The sequence below is a fragment of the Pseudalkalibacillus hwajinpoensis genome (assembly GCF_039851965.1).
GTDB classification, from domain to species: Bacteria; Bacillota; Bacilli; order Bacillales; family Guptibacillaceae; genus Guptibacillus; species Guptibacillus hwajinpoensis_E.
In genome coordinates this window covers 1571803-1591492 of record NZ_CP156674.1, presented here as the reverse complement: position 1 = coordinate 1591492, position 19690 = coordinate 1571803, and the positions used below count along the sequence as shown (strand labels likewise).

The following is a 19690-nucleotide window of genomic DNA, read 5'->3' as shown; positions in this document are numbered from 1 at the left end:
GTTAGCTAAGTTAAAGGTTACAAATAAATAAATAAATAAATCCTCTATTATTCCACTTGTGATGGAGTGAGAATAGAGTGCCCATGAGTTAGAGGATCATTTTTCCGAACAACCAAGTACTTTAGAATAAGGCATTTCTTCGATAAAATGGAATTTAGTTATAGATTGAGAGGGGTAATTGATGCAGCAATCTTCTAAGCAAAAGGAATCGCCATTTTTTTATGGGTGGATCATTGTCGCAGCTGCGGCAGTAGGCGTGTTCTTCTCTGGACCAGGACAAACCTATGCCATTTCCATTTTTATTGATTATTATATTCAGGATTTTGGTTGGAGCAGGTCTCTCGTTTCTGGTATTTATTCTTCGGCGACACTTGTAGCAGGAGTGCTCTTATTTATAGTTGGAAGAATGGTAGATGGCTATGGACAGCGAAGGATGATGCTTACGATGGGGTCCTTACTTGCGCTTGCCTGTTTGTGGAATAGCTTTGTTATTGGGCCGATAATGCTTTTCATCGGTTTTTTTATGCTCCGGCTATTTGGACAGGGATCGATGACGTTAATCCCTAATACGCTTGTGCCACAGTGGTTTGTTGTAAAACGGGGGCGCGCACTAAGTTTTATGGCGATCGGGGGATTCCTAAGCTCTGCCGCCTTTCCACCGCTAAACACATGGTTGATTGCTTCATTCGGATGGGAAAATGCCTGGAGAATTCTAGGGGCTGCTCTGGTTCTCATTTTCATTCCAGTGGTTTTCTTTCTAGTCAAAAATAAGCCAGAAGATATGGGCCTTCTTCCAGACAACGCGGTCTCAAAAAAGAGGCTTGCAGAAAGAAAGGAAGCAAAGATGGAAGAAGAGCAAGATGAAGGTTTCGAAACGAATTGGACAGTGAAGGAGGCAATGAGAACCAGGGCATTTTGGTTTATCCTTTTCTGTGTTAGTATTCCTGCCCTTGTCAACACGGGATTAACGTTTCATCTGTTCTCTATTCTTGGTGAACAGGGTGTACCAGGTAGTACGGCAGCCCTTATTCTGAGCATTATGGCGATCGTTGGTTTTCCGGTTACGATGGCTTCAGGGTTTATTTTGGAACGGGTAAATGTTCATGTTGTACTAGGATTTTCTTTCATTGGCCAAATGGTGTTCATCCTGCTACTTACGCAGGTTCATACTTATGTACTTGCTATCGTATTTGCGGTACTATGGGGTTTGATCGTGGGAATTGAGCGAATCACCCTGAATATTATCTGGCCGGATTATTTTGGTAGGGAGTACCTTGGAAGTATTAAAGGCATTGCGACAACAACAATGGTTATTGGTTCCTCATTTGGTCCGCTACCTTTTGGGTGCATATGATATCTTTGGTGGGTATACGGAAATTCTGGTGATTATTCTAGTGTTTCCGATACTCGGTACAATCGCTGCATTTCTATCGCCACCACCACAAAAAACAACCTAACAAAAGCGCTTCTTCTGTGAACACGGAAGGAGCGCTTTTTACTAAAAAAGCGAATAAACAAGAACATCATGGTACTCTCTACGTAGATAAACGTGCTGACGGAAGCAGCCTTCTTGATTGAATCCAAGCTGTTCCAGCCGCTTAACGGCTGCTTTGTTATCCTTAATTGTTTGAGCATAAATTTTATGAAGCTTCATCTTACTAAACCCAAATTCAATAACCGCTTCCCCAGCTTCAAGTCCATATCCACCACTCCAGAAATCTCTTGAAAGAATAGCCCCGATTTCAGCTTTTGCAGACGTACGGTCCCAATTTTGAAACCCAGCCGTACCGATCATTTCCTCCGTTTCTTTTAATCGAACAGCCCAGCGTATTGTATTTGTAGTGGCAATAGATGAAGGATCTTTATAGGCATTGATGTAATGCAGTGCCTGCTTCGATGTTTTCATTACTTTCCCACCATCATAATAGGTAACAAGTGGGTCAGAAAAAATAGAAAAGAGTGATTCAGTGTCATCTTGCTCGAATCCTGTAAGTCGTAGCCGTTTTGATTCTAGTATCGGAAATACCTGCAACCCACTCACCATCCGTTTTCCACAGTATATGCAAAATGTGTGGTGGATTGGAGGGCGAATAGAAGAAAGTCTGGCCCAATCTCACAGCTAGGAAGTTAACAATCTGAGAAGCGAATTGTAATGAATTGTTTTATAATCTCATCTTGCTGTGGTTCATATTCTTCAGAAGTAATCGTCGATTTGTTCAGATCTTGATCAAATAGAATGACCTGTCTGCTATCTTCTCTTCGAAAAGAGGAGAATTGGTACAAATATGAAAAGCCAGGTCTGGTTGCTGGAAGCATTAAATAGGGCATACGAGTACCGCCAGGTCGCCTTCGCAACGCCAGTGCTGCAATCATTCCTTCAAGTGGACGGAAACCGAGCCCATGACCAAAGAAAGTCCCGTCTCCTAGATCGACGATGTTCTCACCCTGCCACTCGGGGGTAAGTGGATTCACGTCAGGGTTTTTCACATATCTAATGTCACCTGGAAGATAATCAGGAGGTACATTGTGGACAATTTGCAAATCCTGATCATATTTCCAACCCCAAAGACGCATATTGTCAAAAAGATGATTAAACTGTTGAGATGGCAGCATTTTGAGTGCTGCACGGTATAAAATAATTATCATTGCTGTGGCGCATTCAAATGCATATAACCGACCATTTTGATAGATGTCCAGAATGGCTTCTGAAGCAGGGACACCTCGTTTAAGCTGAAAGGCACCATCGGGTAAAAGCTGCCAGAACATTGGGTTGCATCTCGATCGATAGAAATCGGCGAATTGAACTCCACTATAATAAAGCTCCCGTGAGCTATCGATAATTGCAGATCGAAAATGGACTTCGAATGTTAATGCATCTCTAGTGCGGAAGGAATATGAAGCTATACTGGAATACATTAAATCAACAATCTTTTGTTCGACTGGATTTTGAGAAAATGTATTATCAAATTCATCCCGATCTTTCACGTCACCTCCTATTATAATCATGCTGCCCCTCCTCAATCGAACGAACCTGAGTTTCTAGCGGGCTGTTCATCCAAACTTTCCAATCCTTCCGCGAGTGCATTCTTAATTGGTAAGAATAATTGGCGAGCTTTTCTTTAACATCTTCATGAAGGCTGTGAAAATTATCCGAACGGCGCTTAAGGCTATCTGGTTGATCTTCCATATATTTCGCATGATGATCCACTATATATGGTTTCAATTCGGCTGTTAACTCATAGTTATTTTTATTTTGAAGCAGGTATGGAAGGTTTTCTGCATACCAGCTTCTGAAATATGAGTAGCGATCTTCACTTTCTTCAATGCCAGATACAAAGTGAAGCAACTCACTAGCCAATTGAACATCTGATTCGTCTGTAGATATTAGGCGTTTAGCAATCGGAATTAAACTTGATAAGTTCCTCGATGAGAAATAGGCCCATGTTAAGTAATGCGTAGAATGACCGAGTTTTCTCCTTCTGAATAGAAGATCTGATACAAGTGTCAAATCCTCAGGATCCTGATAAACAGTTGTCAATAAACCCGCTGCTCTGTCGATCACAAGGCGATATTTTGCGTTCAGGTTATCTTCTGATCCAGATTCAACCATCCATCTGAGCACAGAATGAATGAATTGAGGCATGTCACAGATTGAATAAGGAAAGGGAGTAGCCGGTGAACGTTCAGATGACAGAATATCTCTTTGAATTGCAAGGGCAACTTTATAGCGATCTTCCAAATGTTTCGTCATACCATGTTTTTGAAGAATCGAAGATAAGATATAAAGTGTTGAGTATGTTAATTCTTCTTCTTGAAGACGTAAAGCGGTGTGTTTTCGATCAAGCTGAATCAAGTCTCTTACATAGTTCTCAAGCCGTTTAATTCCTTCTGTTTTCCGTATCATTTCAAGAGAGATGGACAAATTCATTTTGTTTCCTCCTTTCGGAAACCCGCTGTTAACAGCGTATTCGTCCAGGATATTTTATATGATTGGGAAACCTCAATAAGCTAGCGTCGTCTATATAGTTAGAAGGGGGAACAGCGATGCAAAAGAAATTAATACAAATAGGAATTAAATTAATAGCAGCACTATTAGGTGTTTTACTACTTGGGGCAATGCCTGGTTTGTTTAATGGCATGAATCTTGATTTGAGTGGTTATGTAAATCGGCTTTTGAACACAATTCAGCAGCTGATCCACTACAAAGATCTTACCTTTGATTCAGGGGAGGGAAGTTATCAGCTCTTCCCGGTGTTATTTGAATACCTGACCTATTCAATAATGATTTTATTTGGTGCCCTGTTGATAGCTTTTCTAGCTGGGCTCTCTTTTACAATCCTGACTTTAAGACTGCCAGCACCTCTTCAAAAGGGGATCAGAAGGATTGCATTTCTTATAGAATCGCTACCGGATGTATTTATACTGGCACTGGTTCAGATAAGTGTCATCTGGATCTATAAAAAAACGAATGTTCTTATCATGGATGTCGCATCATTTGAACGTATTTACACGATGCCTATTCTCGTTCTTGCTATTTTGCCAACCTTTTTATTTTATCGCATCATGATCCATATATTTGAGGAGGAATTTGAAAAGACCTATGTGGACCTCGCTCGAACGAAGGGTGTGAATGCCACGAGAATTTTATTTGTACATATTTTTCGCAATGCTATTCTATCAATCTATTTCCACTCACGTTCTATCGTTTGGTTTGCACTATCTAACTTGTTCATAATGGAATTTATTTTTAATCTAAACGGGTTGACTCGCTTTATCTTTGAGCACCCGACGCCCGAGATTTTTACTGTAAGTTGCGTACTACTATTCGTTCCTATATTTGTTGTGTTAAATAGTTTTCAACTTATTGCTGAACGAGCATCGAAGGAAGAAGCATTAATCTAACGAGTAGAAAGAGGGGGAACTGATGTTACGAAATGCGATGAAAAATCCCATGTTTGTAGTAGGTTTAATAGTCATTGTGGGTTTATTTAGTATTAGTATGTATTATTATATTGTTCATGAGGATCATATACCTAAAACGTTTATGTTTCATAACGATGAAGGGCAATTGATTGATCGAGCTCCTCTTTCGCCAATACAGGTGGGTCCCTTTGGAACAGATAAATTAGGATATCATCTGTTCGAACAAATTATCATTGGAGCAAAATATACAATTGGAATTGCCTTTCTAGTAGCCAGCATGAGAATGGCCCTGTCCTTTGTGGGTGGTGTTCTCGGAGGAACGTATCTACAGAAAACGATGCGAACTACTTCGGGTATAGTTGATGCCATGCAATATATCCCTATTTCACTGCTTAGCTATTTTATTTTAAGAGGAGTTTTGATGGAGAATGGGATGGATGGGACTTTTCAGTACTCTTTTTTTGAACGGATGGTATTTGAAGTGGTGATTTTAACAGCAGTTGCAATACCAACAACAACCGTTCTCATCTCAAACGAAACCTATGCGTTGTGGGGAAAAGAGTTTATTGAAAGTGCAAGAACTTTAGGGGGAACAAGAATTCATATTCTTGTAAAACACATTCTGCCGCACCTGGGTCCGCGTATGATTATTATTTTTCTTCAGCAATTGGTAAGTGTCCTTATTCTCTTGCTGCACCTTGGTTTACTGAAGTTATTCTTTGGAGGTACGTTTTTTTCTCCAGATCCTGTGCTCGGTGATGAATACCGATCAGTTTCAGCAGAATGGTCAGGTCTAATTGGTTCTACATATGAGTACCTTGCTTATGAAACATGGGTACCGCTCATTCCGATTCTCTCCTTTGTGCTAGTTATTCTTGCGGTGCACGTGATGTTAGAAGGATTTAAACAGTCCATGGAAAGCCAATCTGGTAAACGTAATAAAAAGAGACAGTATTCTGAGAAACAAGCAGACGTCAATCCGAATTCCTTTTATTTTCTTAATGAGATCGAAGAAGAAAATCTTCCGAAAAGAACCGCAAGCAGGTAAAATGACTGATGATAATTATTCTATCTCTGCCCACATCTCCTGTGGGTTGAGTTCATAGATATTATTTTCTCTGTACATAAAGTGATTAATGATAAATTCTCTCCGAATCGTAGCAAAATCAGGATGGAAATTTTTAATATAATCATTAATTTCTTTCTCTGGATACTTTCGTCCTTTTTCTAGCCCCTTTATCATATGGCGTAGGATAATAATTTTTTTCTTTCTTTGAGATGGTAAGTGTTTTAGAGTTCCATCTGCTGCTATGAAATTATTAACAACTGCTGAGGTTTTCATTGAATCGTCCTCCTTTTCAATGTCAGGTTGGTAAATCATCTTTAGTAAATCTTCTGAATACGAACGGAAATTCTTTTCATCGATGTAATAATAAATTGTATTCTTATCTCTACGCTGGTAGATAATGCCCGTATCTCTTAATTTAGTGATGTGATGTGTAATGATGGGAGGCTTTAATCCAAGTTTTCCTGCAATAGCCTGCCCGTGTAAGGGGCCGCTGGCAAGTAGAGATAGAATACGAATACGGGTGGGATCACCGAGAGTTTTGTGGAAATTAACCATTCTACTTAACTGCAAGGGGGACCTCATTTCTTTTAGTTAGATTTACATCTAATTAGATGTTGAGGTCAACTGGATATAGAAATAATCAGTGATAGACTAATTAGAAAGCCAGTTAATCGTTGGATTTCCTTTATCTTTAGACCCTTTTAGAAAAAATGAAGTGTCCTGTTCATCGAAATAGTTGATAGAAGCATAATCATTTTCGTCTTTAATGATGATATCGACCGTATAGTATTTCCAGAGATCAACGGCACCTCCGTATTCCATCTTATATAGGTTGGAAAGAAGCTTTAGGGGGAGATTTTCATTCATCAAATCAGTCCTTCAATTATTCTTTTTTATAGTAAAGACGAATCTCTCCGCAAATAGTTGCGAAGGCTCTATAAAACTTTATCGCAATGTCCCTTTTTCCTTTTTTTTTTCGATATATAAAAGTGTAAGGAGGTAATTATGAAAGATAAAAAAATTCTAGAAGGAGTGATGAGTTTTGATAGTGATGCAGGACATGGTGGTAAAGATCCCGGTGCCACAGCGCATGGAGTGAAAGAAAAGGATTGGACACTTGAAATCTCTCTCCATCAATATGCTTTTCTTAGTAAGCTCGGGGTGCAGGCGACGCTCACAGAAAGATTGATCAAGAGTTACCCTCTGAACTTCGTTCAAGATTCGTGAAGAATTCGGGAGCAGCTGTTTGTATTAGCAATCATTATAATGCTGGTAGAGGGAGCGGAGCCGAAGTGATCCATTCGATTTATTCGAAAAGTGATCTAGCCTTTCTTACAGCGGAGGCATTGAAAAATGCAGGCATGCCGCTAAGAAGAGTGTTTTCAAGAAAAAATGAAAATGGGAAAGACTACTATTACATGCACCGACAGACCGGATCTGTTGAAACAGTAATTGTTGAGTATGGGTTTCTGGATTCTTCCCCTGATATGAAGAAGTTAAATGTTCGATCTTTTCGTTTAAAGCTGGCAGAGCAAGCGGCGCTTGCGGCAGTAAAGTATCTAAATGGGAAAATAACTTCCATTTATCTTGTTCAGACAGGGGCTTTTAAAGAAAAAGAGAAGGCCAATCAATTATGTGAGGAATTAAAGCGGAAAGGATATGCTGCATTTATTAAAAGAGAAGGGTAGCCCAAAGCTATCCTTCTCTTTTAAGGTGCTCTGGGTGCTCATCAAGTAGAGGTCGCAAAACAAAGAAAGACTATGACAGCAAGGAGTGCCACATACCCGATGATTGAGAAGAGAGGGAAGTCCTTCTTTTTTGTTGAAAACCTTTCTTTATCAATGGCGTTACGAATGGCTGCTTTCGAGCGTGGTGTAAATTTCTTTTCCCTTGAAATAAGAGGATTCATTCCTTCAGAGAGGTGCTTTATTTCATCGTCCATACTGGTTATTCCTAGAGCCAATTCTTTACTCAAGATCTTTCTGGCACGATGCAATCTTGTTTTGACGACGCTCTGGCTACAGTGAAGAGCTGTGCTAACCTCAGCAACATTCATTGCTTGATCATACAAGAGAACAATGACTTCCCGGTACTTTACTGGAAGACTAAGCACGTTCTTAGAAAGTTCTTCATATTCATCTTTTGCACTTAGCTGTAGACTCGCTACTGGAACTCCAGTCAGGAAAGTAGTGAGTTGGCTTAGTGTAAATGAATGTAAAAAACGACAATGAATATAGTCATGACAACGATATATGGCTATGCGGTAGAGCCAGGTCTTGAGTGAGGTTTCAGCTCGATATGTATCCAGCTTAAGATAAAACGAAACAAATACATCTTGAATAACATTTTCGGCTTGGTGCCAGTCTTTTACATACGTATATGCAAGACGCGTTAAGCTTTCCCCATAAGACTCCATTAGGTCCTCGATCAAATCTTCTTTATCCCTTAGTTGGATTAAATTCGCTACTGATCCGCTTTTCTCCATAGTATCACCGCCTTTTTCAGTCACACATTAGACGGCGTATTCTTAATAAAAGTTACATGTAAAGGAAAAGAGGGAGCCATGCACAACGGCATGACTCCCTCTTTTGGTCAATCCTACATTTTAGGGGTAGTAATTCCCCATCTCAAAACGTAAGATTAGGTGTGGATCAACTAACATTCAATAGGGGATGAAGGCAACTATAAAAAAAAGTCACCTTATTTCAGTAGATCAGGATTATCGTTTTTAGCTCTTCTTACTTTAGGCTTTCGAATGCCACCTGCAATATCTGCTTTCTTAAACTCTTTCGTATAAGCAACCTCTTGAGCGTCACTTAGTGAAAATCCTCTTTCATGTGTTGGTTGGTATTGAGAATTCTTAGCCATTAGTAATTCCTCCTTATGATGTCTCTTATATTTGGAGTACCCGCGAAAAAATGAGCTAAACATACAGCTATTATTTTGTTAAACAAATCCCGTTTGTGGTACCTTATACTTAACGATGAAAATAAAGTGGAGGCACTATGAGTAAAAAGAAAGTGATGAATATAACCATAGCAAGTATTGTTGTGCTCGCGAGTGTTTTGTTAATTGGTCGCTACACGTATGTACATAAAGAACATATAGAGCGTGGAGAAGTCATTAAAAAAGAAAAAACGGACCATCATTTCTATGTGTTTGTTCAACCTGAAAGTGAAGGGGAGGCGGTCGAGCTCCTCGTGGAAGACGAAATGGCCTGGAATCTTGTGCATGAAGGAAAAGTATATAGTGTAGCTTACTCCTGGTATGGAGCGAAGGAACCGACAATCGAAGAGATGGAACCAATAGAACGAGAATGAGTGCATGCACTCATTCTATTTGATAACACCGGTTTCTGCGATTTCGACAGTTACTATCGCTTCTAAATCCAGTTCTTTAAATTGTTCATCCCATTCTTCTTCGTCCCATGCTTCAAGGTATAGTTTGCTATAAAGCATTAAAGTTATGTACTGGTATTGAGTGGATTAGTGAAGGAAATGATATAGGTACAAAGTATAGATAGATTGCAATTAAATGGTCTCGTATGCTAACTGTTAGTATATTTTTTTGGGGAATACAGATCATTTTTGTCGAATATATGTACACCATATGTTTAGTTAACTTATAATACTTTTAATGAAAGGTGGTTTTTACGGTGGCGATTAAAAATGTTCAAAAGGAAAAGTTAGCTGTTGATCGGTGTATGAAGCATTTGGATGTTGTCAACGTCGAGCCAAAAGTAAAGCAGTTGGTGTCTATGTATATGACATCCTTATACCGTCAAGCGTATGAAGAAGGCTTTGCGGATTCAGAAAAAGAAAAGCTTAAATCCGAACAAAATTTCTTATAGTGAAATTTGAAAGAAATGGATTGAATCTTGATAGATATTGTCTATAATAATAACTAACTATATGTATCATCGATGCGAAAGAGAGTAGTGCCTGCCGAAGGGAAAAGCGATTCAGGGGATGGTGGGAGCCTGGAACCTTAACTAGCATGAAGCGGACTTTCAAGATACTGTTCTGAATGAAGTAGGGACAGTCGGACTCTCCGTTACAGAGTGAAGCAGGTGTGCCCTATTTGGGCAGGCAATCAGAGTGGTACCGCGGATTAAATCTCCGTCTCTATAATAGAGACGGGGATTTTTTGATGTTAATTTCTTTAGATAAAGGAGGAATTGTAATGAATTATAAAGGAATATTTGCAGAGGAGTTATACAAAGCGTTTGAGAAACAGATGGAGATCAAATCTATTATTCAACGTATTGAACAGCCGAAGCACGAAGATCTTGGTGATTATGCATTTCCTTGTTTTGATCTTGCGAAAGTAATGCGCATGGCCCCAAACAAAATAGCGAATGAATTGGCTCCGAAAATCCAGAGCTCCATTTTTGAAAAGGTCGAGGCAGTCGGCCCATATCTTAACGTTTTTCTTGAAAAGAAGTCAGTAGCATCTGAAGTTGTGAAAATCATTCAGGAACTGGGCAGTAATTATGGAACAACTAATTTTGGTGAAGGTGGAGCGGTAACAATCGATCTCTCCTCTCCTAATATCGCTAAACCTTTTTCAATGGGACATCTTCGTTCCACCGTGATAGGCAATGCCCTTGGCCTTATTTGTGAAAAGGTAGGTTATCGTCCCATTCGGATTAACCACCTGGGCGACTGGGGGACACAATTTGGGAAGTTAATTACAGCGTATCGTAAGTGGGGAAACGAGGCACAAATTCGTCAAAACACGATTAAGGAATTGCTGGCTCTCTATATTAAATTCCATGAAGAAGCTGAAAGCGATCCCTCTCTTGAAGACGAAGGACGAAAGTGGTTCAAAGCTTTAGAAGAAGGGAATCAAGAGGCTGTAGAATTATGGAAGTGGTTTAGAGAAGAGTCGCTTCAGGAGTTCAATCGAATTTATGAATTATTGGGCATCACGTTTGATTCGACAAATGGAGAAGCATATTATAACGATAAGATGCAACGTGTGGTAGATCTTCTTGAGGAGAAGGAACTCCTAACAGAATCAGAAGGTGCAATGGTTGTTGAACTTGATAACCTGCCACCCTGTTTGATTAAAAAGAAAGATGGAGCGACGTTGTATGCGACACGAGATTTAGCAGCAGCTGTTTATCGTCATGAAACATATGATTTTAGTGAAGCTTTATATGTGGTTGGTAATGAGCAAAGTCTTCACTTCACACAGGTATTTGAAGTACTTCAGAAGATGGGGTATACATGGGCAAAAGAGATGCACCATATTACATTTGGGATGATGCTAAAAGACGGTAAGAAAATGTCCACGAGAAAAGGAAAAGTTGTTTTACTTGAAGAGGTATTAAATGAAGCTATTGAGCTTGCTCAGCAGAACATTGAAGCTAAGAATCCATCTCTTGAAGATAAAAACTTCGTTGCTGAACGAATAGGGGTAGGAGCTGTCATATTTCATGATCTTAAAAATGATCGTCGTAACGATATTGAGTTTTCGTTAGAAGATATGCTGCGTGTTGAAGGAGAAACAGGTCCATATGTGCAATATACAAATGCACGTGCTTGCTCTATCCTTCGTAAAGCCAATTATAAGCAAGAAGGGTCATTTCAATTGATTGAGGATGAAGAGGCATGGCCAGTTATCACTCGTCTTCGTGGTTTTCCAAAAGCAGTTGAACGTGCAGCAACTGAGTACGACCCATCTCAAGTTGCAAAATATGTACTGGATCTCTCGCGTTCATTTAATAAGTATTATGGACAGGTACGAATTTTGGAGGATGAATCACAAAAACAAGCAAGACTTCAGCTTGTATCAGCGGTTTCCATTGTAATAACAGAGGGACTCCGTTTACTAGGTCTCCATGCACCTGAAGCAATGTAAAGAAGCAGTCCGATTAGAGTAATCGGGCTGCTTCTTCGTTAGCTAAGATCTGTGTCCTCGATTGTACCTTTAGAAGCCTGTTCTTCGTAGTCATCGAGCTCATCTTCGTAATGCTCATGAGTTTCATTTGGAATAACGCCAGTTGGTTTACCATCAATATCAGCTGATAAAAACGTTTCGATTTCTTCTACGTATCCATAAGGCTCATGCGATTCAATATACATGCTATCATAGTCCATCTGCTGCTCGTTAAAATCAGAAGGCGTTTCAGATGTACCATACCTTGCCGCACGCTGCCAGGAATCTTCAGCATCAAAAAAGTTTGCATCTTTCGTGTCATTCACATATTTACCGAATGGAGGATTGAGAGGATCTTCTTCGGCAGGCCTGTGATTTGATGTTTGCTGTGAAGGACTATGTTCGACACATGTTATTGCTGTTGGCAGGGCAGTAAGTCTTTCAACGGTAATTTCTCTGCCACATACCGTACATACACCGTATTTACCACTTCCAATACGCTGTAGAGCACTTGTAAGCTCTGCTAATTCCTGTTTTGTATGCTCGTACAAAGAAATATCCTTTTCACGTTCGTAGAGCTCGGTACCTGTGTCTCCTGGATGATTATCATAATTTGACAGTTCACCTGTTGAATGTTGAACAAATGACTCTGAAAGCCCAAATTCATTGTTGTCAGCTAACTCGTTATTAATTTCATTTATTCGATTCTGGATCGATCTTTTAAATGATCGAAGTTGTTCAGTGGTCAGCATAGCACTAGCTCCTTTCTTTTGCTCTTACGTGTAGTATGAGACAAAAGGAAAGACGTTACTTCTGGAAAAAATTCCAGTTGAACCGCATTGATTGACAATTATTTGGAAAAAATAGCGTTGTACGTAATTAGAAGAAAAGCTGGTGGTTTGGTGAAAAGAAAAGTGTTTCCATTCGAAGTGCTTCTTTGGAGCATTGCATTTCCTGGGTTTGGACAAATTATTAACAAAGCATATATTCTAGGAGCGTTTTTTATTCTTTTAGAATTCGTTATTAATGTAAAATCTAATTTGAATTTAAATATTCTATATAGTTTTCAAGGGAAGTCAGAAGAAGCGGTCCTCGTCACAAATTATGAGTGGGCGATGTTTTATCCATGTGTTTATCTCTATGCCATTTATGAAAGTTTTTTGAGCGCGATTGAGAAATCTGGAGAAGTACCACCTGTTTATTTATCATTGCCTTTTGTCACGGGAGCATATTTTTCAACGGTAGGAGTCGTTTATTCAGATGTTCTCCCTTTTATCATTTATGTCCCATCCACATTTATTCCTATTATCGGGATTGTAATAGGAGTGGGGGTTGGTTTTATGCTCCGTTTAATGATTATTCGTTTCTCAGAGTATGGAAAAAAGACGTGAAGCCTCGGGGCTTCACGTTTTTTTAAGGGATTATTTCAATATGTTTCTAACCGGTTTCCGCTTTTCTGATCTAGCTGCAGCAGCCAGGTCCTCGGTCGCTTCACCTTTCAATCTGAACACAAAAAGCGTGTTAATTTTGAAAGGCTCCAGCGCCTGCCGGACCTAAACGGCTGCTTCCGCTTTTCTATATTTCCGAGATTCTGAATTCGGGGGATTGTAGTTCTTCGGCGTCTTTTTCGCGTTCTTTTCTTGCCCATTGGAAGAAGATGTAGCCAAGGGCTGAGCCGTATGAGAGTTCCTGGATGATTTTCATGATAATGCCGCCAAGCTGTTGATCTTCCATGATTCCGAGTGGTTTGAATTGCTCGAATAATTCAGGTGAGACAACGGTGCCGCTCGCGACGCAATAGCCCATTGCATTTGCCCATACTGTTGGATCTGTATAGGTAGCGTATAGTGGTGTTGTAGCGAAAATGATAAGAGCACACGCAGGTGTTAATAAGACTCCGTCTGCGAATATATAACCGAGTTTTTTTACTCCGGATAACGTGTCGTACTCTGGAACAGGGGTGACAAGTGGCCACCACATCGCAAATGCTGAAAAAATTAATGCGGCTTTGTAGAAATTTTGTGCAGTGTAATGCACCATTAAGTAATCAAAAATTTCTGGAATATGATAGAACGAGAACAATCCATTAAACAATAAAAGTGAAATAATGGGAAAAGTAAAGAATTTAACAATTCTTTCAATAAACTTAATGTTTAGAAGAGGACGTAATAACCATGCTGGTGTCCCAACAAGCATTAATGGTGGAGCAACGAGATAGACGAGTGCCATCTCGGACATGTGTATACTTAGCAATAAATGTCCCATTAGAGATAAAGGACCGCCAAGACCAAGGTAAAAAAGGAAAACCCCTATCAAGAAAAACATTTTCTTGTAGGTTGGGAAGGGTGCTGAATCTTTAAAGCTGTCTTTCCAGGGGCCTGTTAGTAATAAATAAAATCCGGCAACGACAATTGCTGCTACCATAATTCCAGGACTCCAGAGAGCACTAAATGAAAATGTGCTCGATAATTGTTCCCACATCAGGAACACCTCCATATATCTTAATACGCGTGAGTAAATGATCAACGTTTTCATCATACCACATCAAGCTCTGACGTCCTATCTTCTGTCTTTGAAAGCTGTTACGATTCCTTGTATTTATTGTAAAAAGGATTTGGAAAGAACTCAAGGAGGGTCCTAAAGAATGTGTGAATGAATCGTGACAGTTAGGGAGTTGACAATGGTGGTTTTCTTTTCATACAATGACAGCAGTATGTTATATGAATAAGTGTTCATATAGTGAAATGGAGGAGAAAGAAATTGGATAGCGAGCGGGATAATAAGACCGATAGTATAGAACTGGATGATGAAACGTTGTTCATTGTATCCCAGACGTTTAAAGCCCTCGGTGACCCTACACGCATTCGGATATTAAACTTACTTGCTGATCGGGAATGTGCTGTGAGTGAAATTGCAGATTCCCTGCACCTATCTCAATCTACCGTCTCTCATCAGCTCAGATTTCTAAAAAACTTAAGGCTTGTTAAATTTAGAAGAGCAGGAACGAGTATTTATTATTCACCTGATGATCAACACGTTATGGCCTTACTTGGTCAGGCCATTCACCACGCCTGTCATGATTAGTAGTGTAAAATCGTAAGGAAACGTTCAAGAAAGACTTTACAGATCAAAAGGATAGCCCGTTATACTAAGGGAGTGTATTCAGGAAAGAGAGGAGTCTACTTGATGTTAACTAAGATTAAACAGCATAAAACGGAATCCGCTGTTATTTTTCTGGCATTTATTCTACCTTTTTTTACGATGATTGTGATCGGTGTGCTATCTATTTATTTATCGTATAACGGTTAATTGCAATTTTAAAGAAGAGGTGAAGAGGCTTTGGGTATGAGTTCAATATTGGTTTATATGTCCACTGGTATTTTTTTCGTGGTGTTTGGGTTATTTGGATTCTTTTTGTACATGCTGAAACAAAAAGAGAAAAGGGTTGAACAGGCGGAGCAAAAGGAGATTCATGAAAATGAGAAATAAAAACATCCGACTACTTATCATTTTAATAGCGCTGAGCGCAGTATGGGGAGTTGTTTATTGGGTTTGGGCGTTTAGTAATGCTTAAATAGCCTGTTCGAATAATCGAATAGGCTTTGATGGTAAGCGGCTCATTCTAGCGATAGCGCTTAAGAGTTATAAGTAATGGAGGTAATGGAGGGATTAGATGGGGCATGATCACCATCACAACCATTCGGTAAAAAATATACGGGCGGCCTTCTTTTTGAATTTTGGGTTCACGATTATTGAAATCATAGGTGGACTTTTAACAAATAGTATGGCTATTTTATCAGACGCGTTACATGATCTTGGTGATTCATTGTCACTTGGGATCTCGTGGTATTTACAGAAAAAAGCTGACAAAAAAGGGGAAGACCAGACGTTTAGCTTCGGCTATAAACGCTTTTCTTTACTCGGTGCGCTCATAAACAGCATTATCCTTATCGGTGGATCACTTTTCATCTTGACTCAAGCCGTCCCAAGGCTTCTTGATCCGCAACCGATTGAAGCTACTGGCATGTTAATTCTTGCAATTCTAGGAATAGCCGTAAACGGGATGGCGGTCCTCAGGCTGCAGCGAGGAAATTCAATGAACGAAAAGGTTGTGACCTGGCACTTACTCGAAGATGTTCTTGGCTGGGTGGCTGTACTCATTGTAAGTATTGTTCTCCTATTTAAAGATTTACCCATTTTAGATCCCATTCTATCGATAATGATTACGTTTTATGTATTATTTAACGTTATTAAAAACCTCAAAAAAACACTGATGATTTTTCTTGAGGCTGTCCCAGAAGGAATTGATTTTAATACGGTGAAAAATAAGATCTCTAATCTTCCCGGTGTTATTTCAACTCACCATACCCACCTCTGGTCGCTTGATGGTGAGCAGAATGCGCTTAGTACTCATATTATAGTAAAGGACTCTACCACTCGTGAAGAAATTGTTGTGCTTAAAGGCCACATCCAGGAATTTGTAGATGAGCTAAACCTTGAGCATTTAACAATTCAGGTGGACTATCAAAATGAAGACTGCTGCATGGACAAGCAAATGGTTCACGATCCTGAGTAATAAGGAGGACATATGGATTACATTAAAGAAATCCGATCGTTAGTTGGAAGTCGCCCATTGATTTTACCTGGTGTCGCTATTCTCATTAGGGACGAGAACGATGAGCAACTTCTCCTCCAAAAGCGGACGGATAATAAGCTCTGGGGATTAACAGGAGGCTTTATGGAGCCTGGTGAAACCTTTGAAAAAACGGCGCAGCGAGAATCATTTGAAGAATTAGGAATTTCCATAACAGGGCTGACCTTTATATCGATTTTTTCTGGGGAAGAACTTTATTATCAATATCCAAATGGTGATCAGGTGTATAGTGTGATTGCGGTATTCTCAGCGAAGTGCGCCAGTCAGAACTTCGCGTTGGATATAAAAGAAGTATCCGAAGTGAGGTTTTTTCCTTTAAATGAACTCCCGAATAACATCAATCCAAATCATAAGACGGTTCTTAAGGAACTTGGCTTTAGATTGACAGGTGAATAAAAATTTTATAATATGAAATCAGGTTATACGTTTAAACTTTTAAACGAATAGGAGCTTTCTGTTATGAATCAGGCAAGTGAACATCAGGAAGCGATTCAACTCTTTCGCAAGAGTACGCCCATCTTTCAGGCGCTTGGCGATCCGTACAGGCAAGATATTATTATGTTGCTTAGTAATCACGATAGTCTAAGTGTGAATGAGATTACAGAACAATCAACCTTATCTCGCCCGGCGATCTCTCACCATTTAAAAATTTTGCGTGAAGTTGGACTTGTTTCTGTTGAACAAAAAGGAACAACGAGGTACTATTTTCTTCAATTAGAAGAAGGAGTAACCACGTTGAAGCTATTGTTAGACAAAGTAGAAGAGACCTGTTTCTAGGTCTTCTCTTTTTTTGTTCATTAAATCCTTAAATACATTTGCCAAACCATATGGTAACTTCCTTTAGTTTGAGATAAGGTAAAGGAAGGATATGATATTTTAGATTACTGGAGGTCACGGGTAATGAAGAAAAAGTTGCTTCTCCTTACAAGTATAATGACCATACTTGTTATATTAGCTGCATGTGGAAAGGATGTACCGGACGATCTCGATTGGCAAGTTCAAGATTTTACCTATACGGAACATACAAACAGTGAATTCGGACTAAATGATCTGGAAGGAAAAGTTTGGATCGCTGATTTTATCTTCACAAATTGTGAAACCGTTTGTCCACCAATGACTGCAAACATGGCACAGCTTCAGGAAAAGTTAAAAGACGCTGATGTCGAGGTTGAACTGGTTTCTTTTTCCGTTGACCCTGAGCGTGACACACCAGAAAAACTAGTTTCCTTTTCTGAAAAGTTCGATGCGGATTTATCCAACTGGCACTTTTTAACTGGTTATGATGGTGATGAAATTCAAGAATTCGCGAAGAATAGCTTTCAAACGCTAGCCTTACCTGACCCAAATTCTGATCAGTTTACACATGGAACTTCTTTCTACCTTGTAAATAAAGAAGGGATCGTCGTAAAGAAATATTCTGGCGTTTCGAATGTTCCTTTTGAAGAAATTGTGGATGATGTGAAGGCACTACAGTAATCACTAACCAGTCCTTATAGTAGAGGACTGGTTTTGTAGTGTAAATGAGCTCCATACAATAACTTTGTAAAATTGACAAAAAAGAACAAGATTTCTATAATAACCTTGGAAAGCGATCACAAAATGTTGGTTTTTTATCCCAATCTTATCGGTGAAAACCGGTATAAGATTGTATGGAGCTTACCGACTTTTTCGATGCGGTTTTATAGACCAGGCAGAAGGAGAGAAGATTATGACAGAAAAACGTCCAATCACAGTAGCGACCGGAGACGGAATTGGTCCTGAAATCATGGAAGCTACATTGCATATTTTAGAGCAAGCAGGGGCAGAAATTGAGCCTGAATTTATTGACGTTGGGGAGAAGGTTTACCTGACAGGAAATTCAACGGGTATCCCTCAGGATGCATGGGAATCACTGCGCCGAACGAAGGTACTTCTTAAAGCGCCAATTACAACCCCACAGGGTGGTGGATACAAAAGCTTGAACGTAACCATTCGCACAGCAATGGGTTTATATGCAAACGTTCGCCCGTGTGTCTCTTATCATCCTGTTATTGAAAACAAGCACCCTGACATGGATCTTGTTATTGTACGGGAAAATGAAGAAGATCTATACTCAGGAATTGAGCATCAGCAAACGCCAGACGTGGTGCAGAGTTTAAAACTTATTTCTCGCCCTGGATCCGAACGTATTATTCGTCATGCTTTTGAATATGCGCGTCAAAACAATCGTAAGAAAGTGAGCTGTCTTGTGAAAGATAACATCATGAAATTGAGTGATGGTCTTTTTCATCAGGTATTTAAAGAAATAGCTGCTGAATATCCTGATATTGAATCGAACAGTTACATAGTGGATATCGGAATGGCGCGAATTGCTGATTCACCAGAAGAATTTGATGTGATTGTAACGTTAAATCTGTACGGTGATATTGCATCTGATATCGCTGCTCAGATTGCAGGTAGTGTTGGCCTAGCTGGTTCCGCTAATATTGGTGATCAAATTGCTATGTTTGAAGCAATTCATGGGAGTGCCCCTGATATTGCAGGGAAAGGGATTGCAAACCCATCCGGACTTCTACACGGTGCAATTATGATGCTTGTTCATATTGGCCAGCCAGAAGCTGCTGAGAAAATTCATAATGCCTGGTTAAAAACGATTGAAGATGGTGTATTAACAGGAGACATGGCAAAAGGTAAAGATGCTGTCGGAACGAAGGAATTCGCCCAAGCTGTTGTTGAACGTCTTGGGCAGTCTCCATCCATCCTAGAACCTGTCGAATACAGTAAAGAAGCTGTCGAGAAATCAGAAGAGAATCCGCGTTCAAATTATGTTCCGGAACGTGAACTTGATGGGACAGATGTTTTTCTATTCAACAATACATTAACGATTAATGAAATTGCTGATAAGCTCAAGCGTGCTGCAGGGAATGATCATGAGTTTGTCATGATGACCAACCGCGGTGTAAAAGTTTATCCTAATGGATTCTCGGAAACTTTCTTATCTGATCACTGGCGTTGCAGATTCCAGCCAGCAAATGGTGTGAAAGTGACGCAGTCTCTCATCCGTGAGTTATTATCACGGATCGAAGCGGAAGAGCTTGATTGGATTAAAATCGAAAATCTCTATCGTTTTGATGGAAAAATTGCATATTCATTGGCTCAGGGCCAATAAGAGAAACGCGCCA

At 39.7% G+C, this 19690-nt stretch carries 26 protein-coding genes, 1 pseudogene and 1 other annotated feature; of the genes and pseudogenes, 17 read left to right on the top strand and 10 right to left on the bottom strand.

Going from position 1 to position 19690, the window contains the following annotated elements:
- The first annotated feature begins 181 nt into the window (after window positions 1-181).
- The gene (locus ABFG93_RS08115) at window positions 182-1354 is read left to right on the top strand and encodes an MFS transporter (protein ID WP_347552178.1); all 1173 of its coding nucleotides are present in this window, start codon (window positions 182-184) and stop codon (window positions 1352-1354) included.
- A 144-nt stretch (window positions 1355-1498) separates the two neighbouring features.
- Here the strand turns inward: ABFG93_RS08115 and ABFG93_RS08110 are convergent, their stop codons facing one another.
- The 3 genes from ABFG93_RS08110 to ABFG93_RS08100 all read right to left on the bottom strand — a co-directional run bounded on the left by ABFG93_RS08110 (window position 1499) and on the right by ABFG93_RS08100 (window position 3928).
- The gene (locus tag ABFG93_RS08110; RefSeq protein ID WP_347552177.1) at window positions 1499-2044 is read right to left on the bottom strand and encodes a GNAT family N-acetyltransferase; all 546 of its coding nucleotides are present in this window, start codon (window positions 2042-2044) and stop codon (window positions 1499-1501) included.
- Window positions 2045-2127: 83 nt separating this feature from the next.
- Complete coding sequence (locus tag ABFG93_RS08105) at window positions 2128-3006, bottom strand: protein-glutamine gamma-glutamyltransferase (protein WP_347552175.1); 879 nt, start codon at window positions 3004-3006, stop codon at window positions 2128-2130.
- Window positions 2987-3928, bottom strand: coding sequence for a hypothetical protein (locus ABFG93_RS08100; protein ID WP_347552173.1), 942 nt, complete (start codon window positions 3926-3928; stop codon window positions 2987-2989). The genes ABFG93_RS08105 and ABFG93_RS08100 overlap by 20 nt, the downstream gene beginning before the upstream one ends.
- A 116-nt stretch (window positions 3929-4044) precedes the next feature.
- Here ABFG93_RS08100 and ABFG93_RS08095 point away from each other — a divergent pair, with 116 nt between their 5' ends.
- Window positions 4045-4902 carry an ABC transporter permease subunit gene (locus ABFG93_RS08095; protein WP_347552171.1) on the top strand — a complete coding sequence of 286 codons (858 nt, stop codon included), beginning with the start codon at window positions 4045-4047 and terminating at the stop codon, window positions 4900-4902.
- A 22-nt stretch (window positions 4903-4924) separates the two neighbouring features.
- On the top strand, window positions 4925-5971 hold the full coding sequence (locus tag ABFG93_RS08090; RefSeq protein ID WP_347552169.1) for an ABC transporter permease: 1047 nt from the start codon (window positions 4925-4927) through the stop codon (window positions 5969-5971).
- A gap of 15 nt (window positions 5972-5986) precedes the next feature.
- Here ABFG93_RS08090 and ABFG93_RS08085 read toward each other — a convergent pair whose 3' ends face one another.
- On the bottom strand, window positions 5987-6562 hold the full coding sequence (locus ABFG93_RS08085) for a metalloregulator ArsR/SmtB family transcription factor (RefSeq protein WP_347552167.1): 576 nt from the start codon (window positions 6560-6562) through the stop codon (window positions 5987-5989).
- Between the two features lie 81 nt (window positions 6563-6643).
- On the bottom strand, window positions 6644-6859 hold the full coding sequence (locus ABFG93_RS08080; RefSeq protein WP_347552165.1) for a hypothetical protein: 216 nt from the start codon (window positions 6857-6859) through the stop codon (window positions 6644-6646).
- A gap of 138 nt (window positions 6860-6997) precedes the next feature.
- On the opposite strand from ABFG93_RS08080, the pseudogene ABFG93_RS23070 reads away from it, so the two are divergent.
- Both ABFG93_RS23070 and ABFG93_RS23065 read left to right on the top strand, forming a co-directional pair.
- A pseudogene (locus tag ABFG93_RS23070) lies at window positions 6998-7479 on the top strand (N-acetylmuramoyl-L-alanine amidase family protein); the annotation flags it as partial.
- The gene (locus tag ABFG93_RS23065; protein ID WP_431522084.1) at window positions 7480-7680 is read left to right on the top strand and encodes an SPOR domain-containing protein; all 201 of its coding nucleotides are present in this window, start codon (window positions 7480-7482) and stop codon (window positions 7678-7680) included.
- 41 nt (window positions 7681-7721) lie between these two features.
- On the opposite strand, the gene ABFG93_RS08065 is transcribed toward ABFG93_RS23065, so the two are convergent.
- Window positions 7722-8477: a sigma-70 family RNA polymerase sigma factor gene (locus ABFG93_RS08065; RefSeq protein WP_347552160.1), complete on the bottom strand. Its 756-nt coding sequence runs from the start codon at window positions 8475-8477 to the stop codon at window positions 7722-7724.
- Window positions 8478-8692: 215 nt separating this feature from the next.
- Complete coding sequence (locus tag ABFG93_RS08060) at window positions 8693-8860, bottom strand: YfhE family protein (protein ID WP_347552158.1); 168 nt, start codon at window positions 8858-8860, stop codon at window positions 8693-8695.
- 137 nt (window positions 8861-8997) lie between these two features.
- On the opposite strand from ABFG93_RS08060, the gene ABFG93_RS08055 reads away from it, so the two are divergent.
- Window positions 8998-9312, top strand: coding sequence for a hypothetical protein (locus ABFG93_RS08055; RefSeq protein WP_347552156.1), 315 nt, complete (start codon window positions 8998-9000; stop codon window positions 9310-9312).
- A gap of 15 nt (window positions 9313-9327) precedes the next feature.
- Here ABFG93_RS08055 and ABFG93_RS08050 read toward each other — a convergent pair whose 3' ends face one another.
- Window positions 9328-9450 carry a hypothetical protein gene (locus ABFG93_RS08050; protein ID WP_347552154.1) on the bottom strand — a complete coding sequence of 41 codons (123 nt, stop codon included), beginning with the start codon at window positions 9448-9450 and terminating at the stop codon, window positions 9328-9330.
- 197 nt (window positions 9451-9647) lie between these two features.
- On the opposite strand from ABFG93_RS08050, the gene ABFG93_RS08045 reads away from it, so the two are divergent.
- Together ABFG93_RS08045 and argS are read left to right on the top strand one after the other, a co-directional pair.
- On the top strand, window positions 9648-9842 hold the full coding sequence (locus tag ABFG93_RS08045; protein ID WP_347552152.1) for a hypothetical protein: 195 nt from the start codon (window positions 9648-9650) through the stop codon (window positions 9840-9842).
- Window positions 9843-9905: 63 nt separating this feature from the next.
- Window positions 9906-10121: a binding site (T-box leader), on the top strand.
- A gap of 53 nt (window positions 10122-10174) precedes the next feature.
- Complete coding sequence (gene argS, locus ABFG93_RS08040) at window positions 10175-11857, top strand: arginine--tRNA ligase (RefSeq protein ID WP_347552150.1); 1683 nt, start codon at window positions 10175-10177, stop codon at window positions 11855-11857.
- A 38-nt stretch (window positions 11858-11895) separates the two neighbouring features.
- Here the strand turns inward: argS and ABFG93_RS08035 are convergent, their stop codons facing one another.
- Complete coding sequence (locus ABFG93_RS08035; RefSeq protein WP_347552148.1) at window positions 11896-12627, bottom strand: TraR/DksA C4-type zinc finger protein; 732 nt, start codon at window positions 12625-12627, stop codon at window positions 11896-11898.
- Window positions 12628-12777: 150 nt separating this feature from the next.
- Between ABFG93_RS08035 and ABFG93_RS08030 the strand changes: the two genes are divergently transcribed.
- Window positions 12778-13266, top strand: a complete 489-nt coding sequence (locus tag ABFG93_RS08030) for a hypothetical protein (RefSeq protein WP_347552146.1) — start codon at window positions 12778-12780, stop codon at window positions 13264-13266.
- A 184-nt stretch (window positions 13267-13450) separates the two neighbouring features.
- Here ABFG93_RS08030 and ctaG read toward each other — a convergent pair whose 3' ends face one another.
- Window positions 13451-14356, bottom strand: coding sequence for a cytochrome c oxidase assembly factor CtaG (gene ctaG / locus ABFG93_RS08025; protein WP_347552144.1), 906 nt, complete (start codon window positions 14354-14356; stop codon window positions 13451-13453).
- A gap of 279 nt (window positions 14357-14635) precedes the next feature.
- Between ctaG and ABFG93_RS08020 the strand changes: the two genes are divergently transcribed.
- From ABFG93_RS08020 to ABFG93_RS07985, 8 genes are all read left to right on the top strand, one after another.
- Complete coding sequence (locus ABFG93_RS08020; protein WP_347552142.1) at window positions 14636-14959, top strand: ArsR/SmtB family transcription factor; 324 nt, start codon at window positions 14636-14638, stop codon at window positions 14957-14959.
- A 102-nt stretch (window positions 14960-15061) separates the two neighbouring features.
- Complete coding sequence (locus ABFG93_RS08015) at window positions 15062-15184, top strand: hypothetical protein (RefSeq protein WP_347552140.1); 123 nt, start codon at window positions 15062-15064, stop codon at window positions 15182-15184.
- Between the two features lie 36 nt (window positions 15185-15220).
- Entirely contained in the window at window positions 15221-15364 is a 144-nt protein-coding gene (locus ABFG93_RS08010; protein WP_347552138.1) for a hypothetical protein, read from the top strand.
- 184 nt (window positions 15365-15548) lie between these two features.
- Window positions 15549-16451 carry a cation diffusion facilitator family transporter gene (locus ABFG93_RS08005; protein ID WP_347552136.1) on the top strand — a complete coding sequence of 301 codons (903 nt, stop codon included), beginning with the start codon at window positions 15549-15551 and terminating at the stop codon, window positions 16449-16451.
- A gap of 12 nt (window positions 16452-16463) precedes the next feature.
- The gene (locus ABFG93_RS08000; protein ID WP_347552134.1) at window positions 16464-16925 is read left to right on the top strand and encodes an NUDIX hydrolase; all 462 of its coding nucleotides are present in this window, start codon (window positions 16464-16466) and stop codon (window positions 16923-16925) included.
- 63 nt (window positions 16926-16988) lie between these two features.
- On the top strand, window positions 16989-17306 hold the full coding sequence (locus tag ABFG93_RS07995; protein WP_347552133.1) for an ArsR/SmtB family transcription factor: 318 nt from the start codon (window positions 16989-16991) through the stop codon (window positions 17304-17306).
- Window positions 17307-17429: 123 nt separating this feature from the next.
- Window positions 17430-18005, top strand: a complete 576-nt coding sequence (locus ABFG93_RS07990; protein ID WP_347552131.1) for an SCO family protein — start codon at window positions 17430-17432, stop codon at window positions 18003-18005.
- A 232-nt stretch (window positions 18006-18237) separates the two neighbouring features.
- A complete protein-coding gene (locus tag ABFG93_RS07985) occupies window positions 18238-19677 on the top strand; it encodes an NADP-dependent isocitrate dehydrogenase (RefSeq protein ID WP_347552129.1) in 1440 nt (479 codons plus the stop codon).
- The last annotated feature ends 13 nt before the right edge of the window (window positions 19678-19690 follow it).